The sequence below is a fragment of the Terribacillus saccharophilus genome (assembly GCF_046592595.1).
Taxonomy (GTDB): domain Bacteria; phylum Bacillota; class Bacilli; order Bacillales; family Amphibacillaceae; genus Terribacillus; species Terribacillus saccharophilus_C.
On sequence record NZ_JAWVPF010000001.1, the window covers coordinates 119,875 to 137,940 of the forward strand.

Here is an 18,066-nt window from a genome sequence, read left to right on the forward strand (position 1 = left end):
CCTGGATCCAATCATGGTCTGCCTGAAAAAAGGCTAACCATCCTATCAGATTGATCTGCCGGAAAATGTCAGTGCTTGGATGGAGCAAAACCTAAAAAAGAAGGACTCAAGCTCACTCGAGCTTGAGTCCTTCTTTTTTATAACGCACGGATGATTCCTCCCTCTACGCGCTGAGCGGTACCATTGATTGCAGATGCTTGCTTGGATGCCAGGAATACAACAGTATCAGCAACTTCCTCTACTGATGCATAGCGCTGAATCAATGAAGTAGGTTCACTATCTTTGAAATAGTCGGCAGTGAAGCTATCTAGTTCCTGCTTCGCAGCTTCTGCTGCGCCCTTCATATAGCTTTCTACCCCTTCTGTCCATGTAGGTCCAGGAAGCACGCTATTCACAGTCACATTCTTACCCTTTGTCAGCTCCGCCATTCCGCGGGAAAGGCTTATAAGCGCTGATTTGGAAACAGAGTACGGAATCATATGCGGTAGTGGCTTCACGCCCGCTTCACTGGAAATCGTTATAATTCGCCCACTATTTCGTTTCAGCATGTCTGGCAGGAATGCACGAGATAACCGGATGACACTAAGGACGTTCATATTGAAATAGTGCATCCACTCTTCATCTGAAACCTTGGCAAAATCCATCACTTCAAAGATACCCATGTTATTGACCAGAACATCGACTGTTCCGTATTCTTTCACCTTACGGATAAAAATATCTGCTTGCTCCCCGTCGGAAAGATCGGCCGCAATACCATGCACCTTGCCAAACGCCGAAAGCTCGTCCGCAGCTAATCGGACACGTTCCTCATTCCGTCCATTGATGATTACAGTTGCCCCTTCTCTTAAAAATGATTTCGCAATACCTTTACCGATGCCGCCTGTGGAACCTGTAACCACGACTAATTTTTCTTGAAGTTGTAAATCCATATGTAACTTCCTCTCTGACTTTTCCTGCTGATTATTATACAAGTCATCTCCATGTGTTGGTTCCGATATGCTTATAGAAATAAGAAAAGCTGACCAATATTACCGGTCAGCTACCTCTTACTTATTGCTTTGTAAGTGTGATTGTTTCATCACTATCATTTGTTAATACTATTTCATCCTTGCTCTTTTGCTCAAAGCCAACTTTCGCGTCTACTCCCTCATACGTGAGCGTAAGTTCGTCAGCCTCTTCATTCAAGCTGTACTCAATTTCATCTTCCATTAATTCATCTTTCATAATTGCTGTACCATCATCATGAAATGTGATGGTTGTAGCAATTCCATATTCATCCTCGCCCTTCCAAGTTCCTTCTAAATTCGGCTTTCCACATGCTGCTAGTACGATGACCAACAAAAGAAGCATGCTTAACAATGTCTTTTTCAATTCAATCTCTCCAATACCTAATTATGTAATAATTGCACACTTTTACTATATTAATATTTTCATATTTCAACAGCAAGACTTTTCTATACTATTCACCACATAACCGAAGGCTCGATCATATGAACAGACATTACGCTATCATTATTCTTATACTCCTGCTCCTTATCGGCTGCAGCCATAATCAGACAGCCACATCTGCCGACGATAGTCCGCCCGACTTTGAAAACAAACAGAATAGTTCTCACCGATTTGCTTACTCCTTTGCACGGGAAACGTAAAACAATTGTTAAAAAACAAGATGCCTCTTTTAGCTATGCAGATTATTACAACATTCGGGACAGCTTCAATATTGTTGCTTATGTTGCTGGAGCGGGATTCTTACTCGCAATTCAAGTAAAAATCCGAACTTAAGCAAATTCACTGACAAATTTGCGTAGTTCGGATTTTCGTTTGGTCAAAACACTTTGTCCAAGCCCATTTTGAACTGCTGTATTAAAGGCTATTTATTCACTTCCTTCAGAAAGATCCTTTCCTCAAAACCGCCGCGTTCTTTTTTCTTTTGCCGGCGCACATGTTCAATATCTTCCAATGTTATGCCCTTTGCATCGAGCAGAGCATACAACACTTCCAATAAATCAGCAGCTTCTTCTACTACTTCATTTTGTTCGTCTGCTTTACATAATTCATTAGCTTCCTCTAACAGCTTTACCTTTAATTCTTCCACATATCTTACTTGATCAAGAACTGTAGTCTTAGGCAATTTCCCTGCTTGCTGAATAATGGCTGGAATCTGATTTCGTACAAGCTTGTTGTAAGTTGGCACAAACCTCTCTCCTTCCGTAAGTTAAGACTTTCCTGCACGTATGGCATAAGCATCCAGCAGTATTCTCGATATAACCTGAAGCGGAAGTCTCGATCTCACCTCGTAATCCGGAAAATAGGATGTTTCTGACTTATAGCCGGTTAATGTTAATTCAGCCAGGGATGCGAGCGGGCTGGTTTTGTTACAAGTCAAGGCGATCATACTTGTATCATTTAGGTGACAGTTATTTGCTGCGTCTACTAGTTCTTCGGTATACCCGTTCAGCGAAACAAATATGACTAGATCCCCTTCCTCCAGTCTCTTACTTTTTGTACGAATGATATTTGGATCATCATGCAGCTCCGCATATTTATTCAGCAGCTGCAGCTTCACTTCCATTTCCTTTGCAATCAGCTCCGAAAAACCCCGTGCAAATAAAATAACGCGTTTGCTGTGGCGAATTTTTTGTACGGTGTCTTCTATTAATCCGCTATTCAGCATTTCGATTGTTCGCATAACCTCTTGTTCATTCTTTAAGATGGCATCTTTTATTTCTTCGTCCACTTGCTCAATGATTGTAAAGTTTGGGTTCTGATCATTCTCATCCTTCAGCCGAATCTTAAAATCCGTAAACCCGTTATAGCCAAGCTTTTTCATCGTACGGACAATGGTCGCTGTAGACACATTCGCTTCTTCACTCAACCGCACGATAGACAATTTGGGAATTGTATTGAGATTTTCTCGGATATAGCGGATTAAATACATTTCCGCTTCACTCATTTTCTCTGTATATTGACTGATCCGTGTCAGAAAGGTTCCGTTCATGATGTTCCCCCATGTAAACGTTTACTAATATTGTACCGAAATAAGCGAATGTTGAAAACATTTACATCATGAGTCATGCCATAATGATGTTGTAAGAAAAACACAGATAGGCAGTGATGCGGATGATTTATACATGTACGATGAATCCAGCGATCGATCTTTTTTCTGAGTTTGCCTCTTTTGATCCTTTCGTCGTAAATAGAAGCATATTTGAAGAATATCAGCCGAATGGAAAAGCCATCAATATCTCATTTATGTTGAAGAAGTTAGGAATTTCCAATATGGCGACCGGATTCCTAGGCGGTTTTACCGGGGATTTCATTGAAAACGAGCTTGAAGCTGCCGGAATTGAAACCGCATTCATAAAAGTGGATGGCATTACTCGTATCAATACTTTTATTCGTGCAGACAGCTTGGAATACAAAGCAGTAAACAGAGGACCAGTCATTTCACAGCAGGCACAAGAGCTGCTGCTCGGACAAGTAAGAGACTTAAAAAATGGTGATTGGCTCTTTGTCTCAGGTAGTCTTCCTCGCGGCATAGATGATCAAATCCATATCGAGATCGCAAAAATTGCTCATCAGCAAGGAGTCAAACTTGTACTCGATATCAGCTCTCCTGTTTTACTGGATTGTCTCGCTTATGAGCCTTATCTCATTAAGCCGAATGATGAAGAAATAGCAAATTGGTTCCATCTTTCCGATCATACGGACCAGTCAGAACTGCAAACAGCAGCCGAACAGCTGCTGGAGCGAGGTGCACAGCGTGTCTTATTATCCTGTGGTTCCCGGGGGGCATTGTACTGCGACAGGAAGCAGGAACTGGCTGTAAATGCTCCTTCCGGCAAGATAGTGAACACTGCTTGTGCTGGAGATACGATGCTGGCTGCTTTTGCAGGCAGATTAATGCTTGGGGATTCGGAAGAAGAAGCTTTGATTTTTGCAACAGCTGCGGGTTCTTCCACAGCTTTCACATCGGGTTTGTCTGACCTTAGTGATATTCCTGGCTTGGCAGGTCAAATTCAACTAACCAGAAAATGGGGTGTAAAGCATGACGTATAAAATTATTGCTGCAACCGGCTGTCCTACCGGTATTGCCCATACCTTTATGGCAAAAGAAGCATTGGAAGAAGCTGCACGAAAACGCGGCATCTCCATAAAGGTGGAAACACATGGACAGGATGGTATACAAGATGCACTGACACAAGCCGAAATCGATGCAGCTGATGGTGTCATCATCGCTGCCGACAAAGATGTAAATCGCGATCGTTTTATCGGCAAGCGAATGGTGAATGTGGCTGTCAGCAAAGGAATCAAAGAGCCAGATAAACTGCTCGATAGCATCATCAATCAAACAGCACCTATCTATAAAGATGGACAGCGCGCTGCTTCTGCTGGAGGTTCCGAACCGCATCAAAAGGATTCCATCCTGCGCAGTATTTACGTATCGCTCATGAACGGTGTCTCTCATATGCTGCCAATAGTCGTTGCGGGCGGTGTCATGATTGCCATCTCGCTCATGTTCGGTATCCACTCTGCCGATCCGGAAAGTTCGCAGTACAACGAGTTCGCTTATTATATGAACACCATTGGCGGTATCGCCATGAATCTGATGGTACCTGTGCTATGTGCTTATATTGCAGAATCGATAGCCAAACGGCCCGGTCTCATTATCGGTTTCATCGTCGGGATGGTCGCTTTCACCAATGGTACTGGTTTCTTGGGCGGTATAATCGGCGGTTTTATGACCGGTTATATCATTCTCGGACTTGGATACTTGTTCAAAGCTCTTCCAAAACAGCTTGACGGCTTGAAATCAATTTTCTTATTCCCAGTCTTCGGTATTTTCATCGCCGGCTTTGCCATGTGGTTCATTTCAGCTCCGATGGGCTGGATCAACCAAGCAATGATGGATTTCCTAGCAAGCTTCCAGAACTCCAATCCAATTGTATTAGGACTTGTTGTAGGAATTATGTGCGCATTCGATATGGGCGGTCCTGTCAACAAAGCAGCTTATGTAACAGGAACCGCACTGCTGTCAGATGGAAACTATTTCTTCATGGCCGGCGTATCAGCTGCTTGTATCGTACCTCCGATTGCCACTGGCTTCGCAACACTATTTGCCGGTAAAGCTTACAGCACAAGTGAACGCAGTGCAGGTCTGGTCAACTTCCTGCTCGGCTCAACACATATCACCGAAGGAGCCATACCATTTGCAGCGAAGAAGCCGCTGAAGGTCATTCCGTTTCTAATGATCGGTTCCTCTATTGCAGCAATTCTGACTTATCTATTCAAAGTACAGGTGCCAGCTCCACACGGCGGTTTTATCGTGCTGCCAATCGTTACACATCCTTTCCTTTGGGTTCTGGCGATCCTAGCTGGTGCAGTTGTAAGCGGCTTCTTGATCGGGATGGATCAAAAGCGAACAGCTGCTAAAAACAAGGCAAAGGAAACACCTATTGCAGAGACTGCAGCTGTGACAGACAACACAGCTACACCAGTACAAGATGTCAGTCAGATAATGTCCATCGACACAATCAAGGTAGATGTGCAAGCAGCTACGCAGAAAGAAGTCTTCCAGCAAATTGCTGCCACAGCGAAGCAGCATGGCATCATTACAGATCCGAGTGCTATTGTGGATGGTTTTCTCCAGAGAGAAAAAGAAAGTACAACCGGTATGGAACAAGGTATCGCCATTCCTCATACCGAGCGCAGCGAAGTTCTGAAACCAGCAATCATCATCTTCAAACTGGCCGACGGCGTCGAATGGAAAGCATTAGATGGTAAGCCAATACGAATCGTAATTGCCATGCTCATCCCAACAGGTACAGCCTCCAACCATCTGTATTACTTGTCAGAGGTATCTAAAATGCTCGTACATCAGGAAACGATCGATCAACTGCATCACGCAGTTGACCCGGAAGATATTCTTGCCCTGTTCTCTACTAAACTATCTGCTTAAAAGGAGCTGCTAAGATGTTACATCTAACACCCGCTAAACGAGAAGCACTTGAAAGACTATCAGACGAAAATGGTATCATCGGAGCCCTCGCTATTGATCAGCGAGGCTCCTTGAAAAAGATGCTGCAGCAGGAAAGCACAACAAATCAGGGAGACGATACAATCGTATCTTTTAAAGAACTGATTTCTGAGGAACTTACTCCATATGCAACCTCTATCTTGCTTGATCCTGAGTATGGTTTGCCCGCAGCACAGAAACGCGATAAAAATGCCGGATTGCTTCTTGCTTATGAAAAAACCGGCTACGATGCAACACAGCCTGGGCGCATGCCGGATATTCTCGATGACTGGTCTGTTCAGCGAATCAAGGCTCAAGGAGCAGATGCGGTGAAATTCCTTTTGTACTATGATGTGGATGAGGATTCAAGCATTAATGAGAAGAAGCATATCTTTGTGGAACGTCTCGGGTCCGAATGTCAGGCAGAGGATATTCTTTTCTTCTTGGAGCTCGTCTCTTATGACGCTGACAATGATGATGTAAAGGGATCAGAATACGCCAAAGTAAAACCACATAAAGTAAATGATATGATGATAGAGTTCTCCAAACCTCAATATAAAGTGGATGTGCTGAAAGTTGAAGTACCAGTAAACATGCAATATGTAGAAGGATTCTCTGAAGAAACACCTGTGTACTCCCGTGAAGAAGCACAGCGCTATTTCAAAGAGCAAAGCGAAGCAACTGATTTGCCGTTCATCTTCTTAAGTGCAGGCGTTAGTGCCTCCCTTTTCCAAGAGACATTACGTTTTGCAAAAGAAGCAGGTTCCAGCTTTAATGGTGTCTTATGCGGCCGGGCAACTTGGAAGGATAGTGTATCCATCTTTGGGCGTGACGGAGAAGCTGCAGGGAAACAATGGCTGCAGCAGCAAGGCAGAACTAATGTAAAAGAGTTAAATGAAGTATTGAAACAAACAGCAACATCCTGGAGACAAGCTGAAATACTAGCATAAAAAAGGAGCATATGGGCTATCCCATATGCTCCTCTTACTTATTGATTTAAGATAAACTGCTGAAATACCTTGATCGCATCCCCAAACACATCTTCATCAATATCGAATTTCGGATGGTGGTGCGGATATTGGCTTTTCGCCCCTTGCATACCGACCTTGACGAATACCCCCGGAATTTCCTGCAAGTAGTAAGAGAAATCTTCTGAGCCCATGACTGGCTCCAATTGTTCGTAGCGTTCTGCACCGAATGTTTTTTGCAGCAGTTCTTCTGCAAAGGCTGCTTCTTTTTCATCATTGATCAGTGGCGGTGTACCGATGATGAAATCAACTTCGGCTGCAGCACCAAATGATTCACAAATCCCTTTTGTCAGCTTGCCAATCTGTTCTTGGATCGTCTGTACTGCTTCTGCAGAGAAGGAGCGCATCGTCCCGATGATTTTAGCTGAGTCTGGAATGACGTTATATGTGTTGCCCGCTTCGATTTTTCCGACAGAGATGACACTTGCGTCCATCGGATTGAGCTTACGGCTGACGATACTTTGCAATGCTTGGATCACATGTGTCGAAATGTAAACCGGATCCACTGTCAAATGCGGTGTTGAAGCATGGCCGCCAGAGCCTTGGATCTTGATTTCGAAGTCATCAACGGATGCCATCATAGCTCCAGGACGCGTGCCAAATTGACCCTTTTCCAATTCAGCATCAACATGGATGCCGTAAATGCTGTCAACTCCATTCAATACACCTTCCTTGATCAGCTTATCCGCACCGCTCGGAGATGCCTCTTCAGAAGATTGGAAGATTAGCACGATATTCGGCCTCACTTCCTCCTTATGCAATGTGATCCACTCTGCTACAGCAAGCAGGATAGCTGTATGGCCATCATGTCCGCAAGTATGAGCTACCCCATGATGCTTGGAGATGTAAGGTTTATCCCCTTCTTCTACCATCGGCAGTGCATCCATATCTGCACGAAGCGCGATTGTCTTCTCTCCTTTGGTGCCTTTCACAAACCCGACAACGCTCGGCGGCTGAAAATCTAGTATCTCAATGCCTAGCTTCTCCAGTCTGTTACGTACGTATTTGCCTGTTTCGTACTCTTCCCCTGATAGCTCCGGGTATTGATGAATATGCCGGCGATCCTGAATAGCCTGTTCTACTAATCTCTCTAATTCCATGTTACATTACTCCTTCTATTAAAACGGTCCGTATTGAATCATTTGAGCTATGATCAGCGCGATGATTGCTATGCCAATTTGAATAAGGAAGAATGGCAGGAACCACTTCACCCATTTCCCATAGCCAATGCCTGCGATAGCAAGCAATGCGATGATATTGCCTGTTGGCAAGATTGTGTTGGAGATACCGTCTCCGAATTGATATGCCAATACAGCTGTTTGTCTTGTAACACCGATCATATCAGCCAATGGTGCCATCAGCGGCATTGTCAATGCAGCTTGTCCGCTTCCTGATGGTACAAAGAAATTGATGCCCATCTGCAAAAATAGCATGCCGACTGCCGACAATGCAGCTGGTATAGCGCCAAGCGCACCAGAAGCATAATGCAGAAGTGTGTCCATCATGCCGGAAATATTGAAGATTACTAGAATCGCTTGCGCGAAACCGATGATCAGCGCACCGCCAAGCAAGTCCTTCGCTCCGAGGATGAAGTTATCGGCAATACCGGAGAAAGAAATGCCGCCAAGGATACCCATGATGACACCGAACAATAGGAATAACCCAGCAATCTCAGTTATATACCAGCCATATTTTAATACACCAATGATCAGCACAACGTAATTGATCAAGAAAGCCGATAGAACAAGCTTATGACGTGTTGTCATTTTATGAGACTGCAGTGCGGAAGTATCAGCTTTTCTGCTGAACTTCCCGTATACGCCAAGCTCTGGGTTCTTTTTCACTTTACTTGCATGACGCATCACATAGAACACGGCTGCCAGATAAAGAATAACAAAAAGGACGATCCGGAAGCCGATTCCGGAGAAAGTCGGCAGCTCGGAGATTCCCTGAGCTACTCCTACTGTGAATGGGTTCATGACTGCTGCCGTAAATCCGACACCTGCTCCGAGTACAACAATTGCAAATCCGGTCAATGCATCAAATCCAAGTGCTATAGCCATCGGGGCCAAAATCGCGACATACACGATTGTTTCATCTGACATACCCATTAGTGCACCTGCTGCTGCAAAGAACAGCATCAATACAGGGATTAGCAGCTTCTCTTTATTCGCCATCTTTCTGGAGAGCATATAAATAAAAGCATCAAGTGCACCAGTAGCAGTGAAGATTCCAAACGCTCCGCCGACAATCAGGACGAAGAAGATAATGTTGGCACCATTTACCATACCAGTATGAATGCTATTGAATATGCCTAGAAGGCCTACATTTTCTCCATCGATGTAGTGGAATGTTTCCGGCAGGATAACACTGCGGCCATCCTGATCCATACGGTCATAAGCTCCGCCTGGAATGATATATGTCAAAATTGCTGCCACGATGATGAATGCAAAGATCATGACGTAGACATTAAAGTGTTTTGGTTTCTTTTTGACAGCAGCTTGCTGCTGCGAATCTTGTAAGCTGTTCATCTAGTTGTACTCCTTCAAGGATGATCCTTCGTTGTATATTGTTTAATAAATATACAACGATTCATATAATAATACAACCGTATATTAATAAATTTTATAGATTTATTATGCAAATGAACCATAAAAAAGCTAGAATCCTAAGATTCTAGCTTTTAAAGTCAGCTGCGGAAGAAGTCAATCAAAGGTTTAAAGTCTTTACGCAGATCTATGTCATTTGGTTCTGCCTTCATCAACTTCTCTACCATTTTCTCAAGCAATTTCACATCTTTGGAATCTGTGTATTCAACAAAGTTGATGGAGTCGAGCCAGTCACGATAGGAATGCTTAGCTTTACCATAGCTGTTTCCGAATACAAGACATGGTGTTTTTGTAATAATGGAGAAGATCATCGCATGCAAGCGGTCGGTGATGATCAATTTTTTGGAGCTGATTAGATCAAGCATTTCAATGAAATGCTTCTCACGATCTGCATAATCAATGGCAGGGACGATATTTTCATCCAGAACCGTATCTGTGCGATCGACAGATCCAAATTTCTTTGTCCATTCCATCAGTTCGGAAACGAAGTCCTCTTCCATCACCTTTTCTTTATCCGCTCTAAGGAAGAACATAACCCCTTCCCGCTCCTGCTCACGGGGAACAACGTCAAGGGACATCACCATGTCAGGTGTATACATTACTTCAGACTCAAATGTATTCCTTACTACGTCCAATGTCTGTGATTCCCTGGCAGCAATAACCAGGTTCTTGTTCTGATGATATGCTTCTTGTGTTTTCTTTTTCTCCTGCTCACCATGTTCATTATCTTCGAAGAACACGGACTGTGGCATAGAGATGGATTTATAATCCTTGAAAGCAGCGAAGACCTTCCGGCGATCTTCCTCAATATCCAAGTACAGGCTGCCAAGGTTTCCGCCGCCTGTGAACATGACGATATCATCTTCATGGATGATACCTTTAACAAACTCAATTCCTTCATCTGTCGCATAATCCATTATTTCAATGTACTCGTAATAAGGGAACCGGCTTTGGATGAATTTCTCGATGCTGTAGGCAATTGCCTGGTCTCCGATATTGGTATAGCTCGGAGAACCGAACAGAAATACCTTGCGTTTATCATTCGTGAAGGCTTCCGGCGAAACATTCGGCCCGATGCCTTTTGCAATATTATTCGTCTCAATTGGTTGTATCGTCATATGAAATGCCTCCTAAGCAATGCTTCTTTTATTCGTACTATTCCATACCCCGAATCAAAAGAATTTATGCCTCAGCAGCCTCTCAATTTTTACCATGAACTATTGATCCATCTCTAGATGCACCTTTTTTCTAACTATATTGGTATGCAAAAAGATCCTTATGTTGTTTAATCACTTTCATCAGCAGTGTCTGTATAAATATAGTAGCCAACCTTGGTCGGATGATCTTTTACGAGCTGACTTGCCTTATATATTTTCAGGCTGCGAAAGATAAGCCAATCCCCTATCCCTCCGGCCGTCAGTATTACGGAAACAGTAAGAAGTACTCCGTTTCCTACGATAAAAGAAATCACTAACGGAATCAGACCTGTCAGAATTACAGGCAAAAGTAATGCTACACGATAAGCACTTACTTTAATCGGGATCATGCAATGCGCATAAGCAGCACCGTCTTTCCATGAGATTCCGTATTTGATCTGTCTTGGTTTCGCTTTCCCAAATACGATAAATCCGATTCCATGCAAGAGCTCATGCAGAATGATCCCTAAAACAACAAGCACAAGAAATAGTAAAAGTCCAAAAAGTGTTATGCGGAACTCCAATCCGTAAAAAGCAAAATAAATAAAACTAGCTGCGAACATCAATCCAGCTGTCAGGTACATCGCTTGTCTTTGCAATTTTCCCATATCGAACAATACTTCTCGCTTTTTCACGCTAAACACCTCCTAAGTTCTTACGAATCAGCAGCACTATCGTTTCAATAATTTGAGGCTATCCGTTTGGTATCCTATATGACTGGTAAGGCTGAATAGTAGAAAGGAGCATTCTATGACTGAATTTATCCATGATAATTTGATTGTTATCGGCCGGATTATAACCATCATTCCGTTAATGCTGGTTGTTACCTTATACATGGGCAAACGAGCAATTGGTGAAATGCCGGTCTTTGACTTTCTTATCATTGTTATTTTAGGGGCACTCGTTGGTGCTGATATTGCCGATCCAGAAATCGAACATTTCCCTACTGCCGTTGCTATAATCGCCATTGGCTTATTCCAAAAAGCAATCGTAAAGTGGAAAATATCTAATCGTAAAATCGGCAAGCTGCTGACACTCGGTCCGACAATCGTCATTCAAGACGGAATTTTACTTCATGAGAATATGCAGAAAATCCAATATTCTATAGACAATATATTGTTTATGCTGCGCCAGAAAGATGTTTTCGATATACGTGACGTAGAGACAGCAATGATCGAACCAAACGGAACGCTAAGTGTCTTAAAAAAACCAAGCAAACTGCCTGCAACACGGGAAGACCTCCAGCTCTGGCAGCACACATCAGCGATTGCCTTTCCTGTCATTTCCGAAGGATATATACACCGCGATACCTTGACTCACTTCAATTTGGATGAAGAATGGCTAAGAAAACAATTAGCTGAACAAAACATCATTGGTATGAATCAAGTCTTCTTTGCGTCCATTTCACCCTCAAAGCGTCTTCATATCAGTTTGAAGAACCAGAAGCTGCACACTCCTCCGGTCAACCATTAAAAAGAGCACTACCCTGTCAAGATAGTGCTCACCAGTTATTATGCTTCTGCTACTTTTATGTTCGGTTTTTTCTGTTTTACTTTTTTCTTTTCCTTGATTGTCCAGCCAGTGACACCATACAGCAAGGTAAACAACGGCGTGATGAATGCCAGGAAACAAAATGGCAAGTAAGTGACTGTCGCAATACCTAAAGCTCCGGCAGTATAAATACCGCCACCCGTCCATGGTACAAGCGGCGCACTCAGTGTACCCGTGTCCTCCAAAATACGCGAGAGATTTTCAGGTTCCAGATTTAGCCGTTCAAATATCGGCTTCATAAGTGTTCCACCCATTACCGTGGAGAAGTAAACTGTTCCACCGAGCACTAGCGTCAAATAACTTACAATTATCGTCACTATTGTCAGAACACCAGTATGCTTGATTTTCATCGCGAAGGAAGCAATTAGTGTTTCTAATACCCCTGCATCTGCCAGAAGACCTCCCAATCCAAGTGCAAATAAGAATAGTGCAATTAATTCCAGCATACTTGTCAATCCACCGCGGATCAGCAGCTCATCAACAACAGGAATGCCAGATTCCACCGTATATCCACTATAAAAGGTGTTTAATGTTTCGGAAAAACCAAACCCTTGATAGAAGATCGCAATCAGTCCGCCGACCGCTGCACCCGCGAAGATAGATGGTATAGCCGGTTTTTTCATGACCAATAACGTAATTAACACAACTATAGGGATTAATGGAACGATCCCCAACTGAAAATTGTCCGCCAGATACGCTGTCAGTTGATTGACACTTTGTGAATCAGTTCCTGTGCCATGATAACGTAAGCCGATAAACAGGAAGATAGCTGCTGTAATCAGATAAGAAGGCACTGTCGTCCAAAGCAAATGCTTGATGTGCTTGAATAGGTTTCCTCCCGTTACTGCAGGCGCAAGATTCGTTGTATCAGATAGCGGAGACATTTTATCGCCAAAGAAAGCACCACTGACAATTGCACCGCCAATCAATCCTGCTGGAATTTCAAGTGCCGTACCAACGCCCATCATCGCAACACCCGCAGTACCAACCGTACCCCAGCTAGTACCTGTTGCAACAGATACCAGGGAACAAAACAGCAATGTCGTCACTAAGAAGAACTGCGGTGTAATTGCCTGCACACCATAATAAATTAAAGTAGGCACAGTTCCGGATGCGATCCATGCACCGATTAAAATGCCGACGGTCAAAAGAATGACACCGGGCATCAATGCTCTTCCCATTGCTCTTGCCATGGATTTCTCGATTTGCTTATACGTAAATCCAAGACCAAGCATAAATGGTATGATGACCAGCATGCTGATGAACATCAGTATTTGAATCGGTGCATCAAATGCCAGAATTCCTGTGGATACTACTGCCACAATCGACAAAAGCATCATCAAAGCATACATAAAAGAAGGTTTCTTAATAGATTTTTTATTATCGGTTTCCAACCAACCACTCCTTCAACCTGAGGTTGTTTATTTTTGCTGAACAAAAGCACAACTTTGTTCTTGTACCCGATCAGCCGTTTCTTAAAACTCACCTTTATAATGCTACAGCATATCTGCATCGAGTGAAAATAGCATCAGCTGCTGTTAAGCAGTGTAGACTTCGCTCAGCCTGTCAGAACCGAATATATGTTGCATGTTCTTACATATGCTCCAATATGATGCTGTATCTTCTGTTTAACAGGCCTTTCCATTCCATAAACAAAAAAGACCTGCAACTATGCAGATCTTTCCGGCTTATATCGAACAGTTATCGTCTGTGCATACGCCAGCAGCATTATCAGATCCGAAATCTTTGAACTTCGGCTGCTCGTTTTCTTCTTTCCAAACCTGGTTCAATGCACCCATGAATGTTTCCATTGGCTGCGCACCAGAAATTGTGTACTTATTATTGAAGATGAAGAAAGGTACACCAGTGATGCCGTATTGCTGGGCCAACCGCTCGTCGGCTCTTACCTCATCCAAATGAAGTGATTCATTATCCAAGATCTCTGCTGCTTCTTTGCGGTCCAAACCAGACGCTTCTGCGACATCCAGCAGCGTTTCTTTTTCACTAAGGTTCTTTGATTCTGTAAAATATGCATACAGCAGTTTCTCGGTAATCGCTTTTTCTTTACCTTTTGTTTCGGCAAACTTAGCCAAGCGATGTGCATGCAATGTGTTCGTCGGCTTCATTTCCTCAAAGTTGAATGTAAGCCCCACTTCAGCTGCGTGCTGACCGATTTGCAAATTGTTCACTTTTGCCTGCTCGATTGACATGCCGTATTTCTCAGCAAGTGCTTCATGGATGCTTTTTCCATTGTACACTCCAGCATTTGGATCCAGCTCAAAGCTCTTAAATTCTATTTCCACACTGTCCTTGTGCTCAAATTGTTCGAGCGCAAGCTCCAGCTTTCGTTTCCCTATATAACAGAAAGGACAGACAAAATCTGACCATACTTCAATTTTCATCGTGGCACCCCTTTTCACATTAAGATGATTTTAGCACAGACTGGACTATCCACAAAAATAGATGCCTGAAATTAGTCTTTACGTAACTGGTGAATCTGGGTATGATACAGAAAAATAATATTAATCAAGGGGAAGCGCTGATGGATCATCATAAACTTTTACTACGGCCGTTCGCCTTTATGACCTCATATTTAATTGTATATTATGGTTGGATTCTCCTTTTCCATGAAAACGAAACCATGTTGACTTGGGGAGGTAACCTGCTGAGTGTATTTGCTTGCCTCGCTGCCTCATTCTTATTGTTCAGGGCGGCAAGAATAATGAACAAGGGTGACCGTGTCTTCTGGTTACTCATGACAGCAGGTATGCTTTGTGGATTCCTAGCTGAATTCGTGTGGCTGGTTACTGAGAGCCTGCTCCGTTTGGAGGTGCCGTTCCCAGGACTTCCAGATGTATTCTATCTGTTGCAATACGGTCTGTACCTGGTTGCTTTCTGCCAAAAGATATGGACAGAAAGAAAGGATAAGCAACGTTTTTCTTTTCTATTTGATATTTTAATAATCATGGTTGTGGCAGCCACCTTCAGCTGGCGCTTTCTCATTCAGCCAATGGTGATTTCTGGTCATATCACGTCGTTCACCCTTGGTGTGTCACTAGCCTATCCAGTAGGAGATCTTGCTTTATTATTCGGTGCTTATTCGCTGTATTATGCAAAGAATATGTTAGCCAGCCCTGTTGTTTGGCTGATTTTCATTGGATTACACATGCAGATTATAACTGACTCCATTTATCTGTATCTTGTTTCCATTGATAGTTACTATTCTGGCAGCTGGCTTGATCCATTTTTTATGCTTGCCAATCTATTCATCGGTTACGCCGGCTGGCTCAAACAAAAGGATGATTATCATAAAGAAGCAGTATCTACTCCAGAACGTATGAGTATCTGGAAGCTTGCTTATCCGTATGCGAGTGTTATTCTATTATTTGCATTCTTGATCACTCAATCCACTCAGCTAGATGCTGTAAGTCTTGGTGCAGGTATAGCTATCATCCTTGTTATTGCAAGACAGCTTCTTGTCATAAAGGAAAATCAGAAGCTTCTGTTGGAGATATCATCTAAAGCAGATGCGCTGGAGATCAGTGAACAAAAGTATAAATCATTATTCGAACATCATCCCGAATCTGTTTTCTCGCTCGATCTTGATGGAAGAATTCAAGGGGCTAACAAAGCAGGGATGGATTTACTAGGATGCAGGCAGGATGAATTGATTGGTATAGCCAGCGCCTCCTTTGCTGTTAGTAAAGACCAGCCCATTGTCACCAACAAGATTGATCAGATGAAGAATGGTAAACCTCTCGCCTATGAGTTTACGCTGCGCAATAGACTCGGTAAATTTCACAACATCAGTATGACGAATATCCCTATTATGATAAAGAATAAGCTGGTTGGGGTATTCGGTATCGGTAAAGATATTACAGTTGAGAAGAAAAACGAGGAAAGGATCCAATTCCTCGCCTATCATGATCCGCTGACAGGCCTGGCCAATCGCGCTCTTTTTGAGGAATCTCTTAGAAAAGCTATTTCGGAAAACAAATCGCAGTTTGCTATTTTATTCATTGATTTAGATAATTTCAAGAAAGTTAATGATACATTGGGCCATGATATCGGAGATAAACTGCTGCAGTCTGTAGCACAAAGACTAAAGGCATGTATCAGGAGGTCTGATATCGCAGCACGCAATGGCGGGGATGAATTTACAATATTACTTAACCCGCTTTCAAATCAGGAGGAAACACACAAACTAGCAAAAGATATCCTCCTCTCGCTCCGACAGGTACATCATATCGATGGATATGACATACAATGCCTTCCAAGTATAGGAATCTCGCTTTATCCTGAGGATGGACAAACATGGACAGAACTTATGAAGTACGCAGATCAAGCAATGTACAAGGTGAAAATGAATGGGAAAGGAAATTTTCGCTTTTATAACAAATAACTTAACCTGTGTCTCGCCGAGACACAGGTTATTTATCTTCCTGATAAACGTATGAGGACATCCATCATTCGCATAAAGTATAGCGTTTCTACTTATAAAGGAGCGATCAGCATGAATCAACCCCAGCAGACAACCTATGTGAGCAGCGTCGATCCGTATGTATATCAAACGTTACAAGGAGTGAAAAGCAAGCAGATTGTTGTGGAGACCGTACGCGGATCCGTTACCGGCAAACTGACAACTGTGCGCCCTGATCATATTGTCGTTGAGTCAGGCGGTTCATCCTTTTTTATCCGTACTGCTCAAATTGTCTGGGTCATTCCAAGAGGATAAGGAGGAAAAGCAATGTTCAAACGTGAAAACAGACTCGCCATCGATCTGCCGATACCGGAACACGGCGATCCTAACGCCGCAGCAGCCGTTCAAGAGCTGCTAGGCGGAAAGTTTGGCGAGATGTCGACTCTGAATAACTATATGTACCAATCCTTCAACTTTCGCAACAAGAAAAAACTGAAGCCCTTTTATGACTTAGTTGCCAGCATCACAGCAGAGGAATTCGGCCATGTGGAGCTTGTTGCCAATACAATCAATCTTTTATCACGCGGCAACACGTTTTATACCGGCGATCCCGATGCCACACCTCTCAGAACAGGGAAAGACAGCCGCAATACATATCAGTTCATCGCGACAGCACAGACCGCATTGGCAGGAGACTCAATGGGCAAACCCTGGACAGGTGACAATGTCTTTTCCAGCGGAAATCTTGTATTGGATCTTTTGCATAACTTCTTTTTGGAATGCGGTGCCAGAACGCATAAGATGCGCGTTTATGAAATGACAGAACATGAAACAGCCCGGGAAATGATCGGCTACCTGCTTGTGCGCGGCGGCACCCATGTATTGGCATATGCGAAGGCATTGGAAATTGCCACAGGAGTTGACGTATCTAAAATGGTGCCGGTACCTGATCTGTCCAACACGAAATTCGACCATGCTCGTAAATTCGAAAATCAAGGACTCGGCAATATCCTCTTTACATGGAATGACATGGGCGAATATGCAGACATACGCAAAATATGGAAAGGAACAAATCCGGAAAACGGCAGTCAGCTTGTCGTCAAGCAAGGTGTACCGCGAGGCGGTCCGATTCCAGATCTAGAGGAACTGCCAGAGGAATTCGCTCCTGGCATCGACCGGGATGACTATGAGCGGATTGCGAAGCGTTTGATGGAGAACTTATAAAGACTGCCGGTATCCGGCAGCC

General features: G+C 43.4%; 18 protein-coding genes. 7 read left to right on the top strand and 11 right to left on the bottom strand.

Annotation, left to right across the window (positions count from 1 at the left end):
• Positions 1-137: 137 nt before the first annotated feature.
• From SFC25_RS00510 to SFC25_RS00530, 5 genes are all read right to left on the bottom strand, one after another.
• Positions 138-929 carry an SDR family NAD(P)-dependent oxidoreductase gene (locus tag SFC25_RS00510; RefSeq protein WP_411213355.1) on the bottom strand — a complete coding sequence of 264 codons (792 nt, stop codon included), beginning with the start codon at positions 927-929 and terminating at the stop codon, positions 138-140.
• Between the two features lie 121 nt (positions 930-1,050).
• Positions 1,051-1,371 (bottom strand): hypothetical protein, encoded by a 321-nt coding sequence (locus tag SFC25_RS00515; protein WP_411213356.1) that lies wholly within the window; start codon positions 1,369-1,371, stop codon positions 1,051-1,053.
• 92 nt (positions 1,372-1,463) lie between these two features.
• A complete protein-coding gene (locus SFC25_RS00520) occupies positions 1,464-1,616 on the bottom strand; it encodes a hypothetical protein (RefSeq protein WP_411213358.1) in 153 nt (50 codons plus the stop codon).
• A gap of 254 nt (positions 1,617-1,870) precedes the next feature.
• Complete coding sequence (locus tag SFC25_RS00525) at positions 1,871-2,194, bottom strand: pyrophosphohydrolase domain-containing protein (RefSeq protein WP_411213360.1); 324 nt, start codon at positions 2,192-2,194, stop codon at positions 1,871-1,873.
• 21 nt (positions 2,195-2,215) lie between these two features.
• Positions 2,216-2,998 (bottom strand): MurR/RpiR family transcriptional regulator, encoded by a 783-nt coding sequence (locus tag SFC25_RS00530; RefSeq protein WP_411213362.1) that lies wholly within the window; start codon positions 2,996-2,998, stop codon positions 2,216-2,218.
• Between the two features lie 122 nt (positions 2,999-3,120).
• Here SFC25_RS00530 and pfkB point away from each other — a divergent pair, with 122 nt between their 5' ends.
• From pfkB to lacD, 3 genes are read left to right on the top strand one after another with little or no spacing between them, the layout of a single operon-like run.
• Positions 3,121-4,059: a 1-phosphofructokinase gene (pfkB, locus tag SFC25_RS00535; protein ID WP_411213363.1), complete on the top strand. Its 939-nt coding sequence runs from the start codon at positions 3,121-3,123 to the stop codon at positions 4,057-4,059.
• Positions 4,049-5,959 carry a fructose-specific PTS transporter subunit EIIC gene (locus tag SFC25_RS00540; protein WP_411213365.1) on the top strand — a complete coding sequence of 637 codons (1,911 nt, stop codon included), beginning with the start codon at positions 4,049-4,051 and terminating at the stop codon, positions 5,957-5,959. Before pfkB ends, SFC25_RS00540 begins: the two co-directional genes overlap by 11 nt.
• Before the next feature lie 14 nt (positions 5,960-5,973).
• Complete coding sequence (lacD, locus tag SFC25_RS00545; RefSeq protein WP_411213366.1) at positions 5,974-6,966, top strand: tagatose-bisphosphate aldolase; 993 nt, start codon at positions 5,974-5,976, stop codon at positions 6,964-6,966.
• 38 nt (positions 6,967-7,004) lie between these two features.
• On the opposite strand, the gene SFC25_RS00550 is transcribed toward lacD, so the two are convergent.
• From SFC25_RS00550 to SFC25_RS00565, 4 genes are all read right to left on the bottom strand, one after another.
• Positions 7,005-8,144 (bottom strand): M20 metallopeptidase family protein, encoded by a 1,140-nt coding sequence (locus SFC25_RS00550; RefSeq protein ID WP_411213367.1) that lies wholly within the window; start codon positions 8,142-8,144, stop codon positions 7,005-7,007.
• Between the two features lie 18 nt (positions 8,145-8,162).
• Complete coding sequence (locus tag SFC25_RS00555; RefSeq protein WP_411213368.1) at positions 8,163-9,575, bottom strand: YfcC family protein; 1,413 nt, start codon at positions 9,573-9,575, stop codon at positions 8,163-8,165.
• Between the two features lie 158 nt (positions 9,576-9,733).
• Positions 9,734-10,771 (bottom strand): polysaccharide pyruvyl transferase family protein, encoded by a 1,038-nt coding sequence (locus SFC25_RS00560; RefSeq protein WP_411213369.1) that lies wholly within the window; start codon positions 10,769-10,771, stop codon positions 9,734-9,736.
• 167 nt (positions 10,772-10,938) lie between these two features.
• Entirely contained in the window at positions 10,939-11,484 is a 546-nt protein-coding gene (locus SFC25_RS00565; protein WP_411213371.1) for a DUF3267 domain-containing protein, read from the bottom strand.
• A gap of 115 nt (positions 11,485-11,599) precedes the next feature.
• Here SFC25_RS00565 and SFC25_RS00570 point away from each other — a divergent pair, with 115 nt between their 5' ends.
• Positions 11,600-12,322 (top strand): DUF421 domain-containing protein, encoded by a 723-nt coding sequence (locus SFC25_RS00570; RefSeq protein WP_411213373.1) that lies wholly within the window; start codon positions 11,600-11,602, stop codon positions 12,320-12,322.
• Between the two features lie 38 nt (positions 12,323-12,360).
• On the opposite strand, the gene nhaC is transcribed toward SFC25_RS00570, so the two are convergent.
• Both nhaC and SFC25_RS00580 read right to left on the bottom strand, forming a co-directional pair.
• On the bottom strand, positions 12,361-13,794 hold the full coding sequence (nhaC, locus tag SFC25_RS00575) for a Na+/H+ antiporter NhaC (RefSeq protein ID WP_411213374.1): 1,434 nt from the start codon (positions 13,792-13,794) through the stop codon (positions 12,361-12,363).
• A gap of 294 nt (positions 13,795-14,088) precedes the next feature.
• Entirely contained in the window at positions 14,089-14,802 is a 714-nt protein-coding gene (locus SFC25_RS00580) for a DsbA family oxidoreductase (RefSeq protein WP_411213376.1), read from the bottom strand.
• A 179-nt stretch (positions 14,803-14,981) separates the two neighbouring features.
• Between SFC25_RS00580 and SFC25_RS00585 the strand changes: the two genes are divergently transcribed.
• From SFC25_RS00585 to SFC25_RS00595, 3 genes are all read left to right on the top strand, one after another.
• Entirely contained in the window at positions 14,982-16,802 is a 1,821-nt protein-coding gene (locus tag SFC25_RS00585; RefSeq protein ID WP_411213755.1) for a DUF4084 domain-containing protein, read from the top strand.
• 111 nt (positions 16,803-16,913) lie between these two features.
• Positions 16,914-17,135 carry a YuzF family protein gene (locus tag SFC25_RS00590; protein WP_411213378.1) on the top strand — a complete coding sequence of 74 codons (222 nt, stop codon included), beginning with the start codon at positions 16,914-16,916 and terminating at the stop codon, positions 17,133-17,135.
• Between the two features lie 12 nt (positions 17,136-17,147).
• Positions 17,148-18,044: a manganese catalase family protein gene (locus SFC25_RS00595; RefSeq protein ID WP_411213379.1), complete on the top strand. Its 897-nt coding sequence runs from the start codon at positions 17,148-17,150 to the stop codon at positions 18,042-18,044.
• The last annotated feature ends 22 nt before the right edge of the window (positions 18,045-18,066 follow it).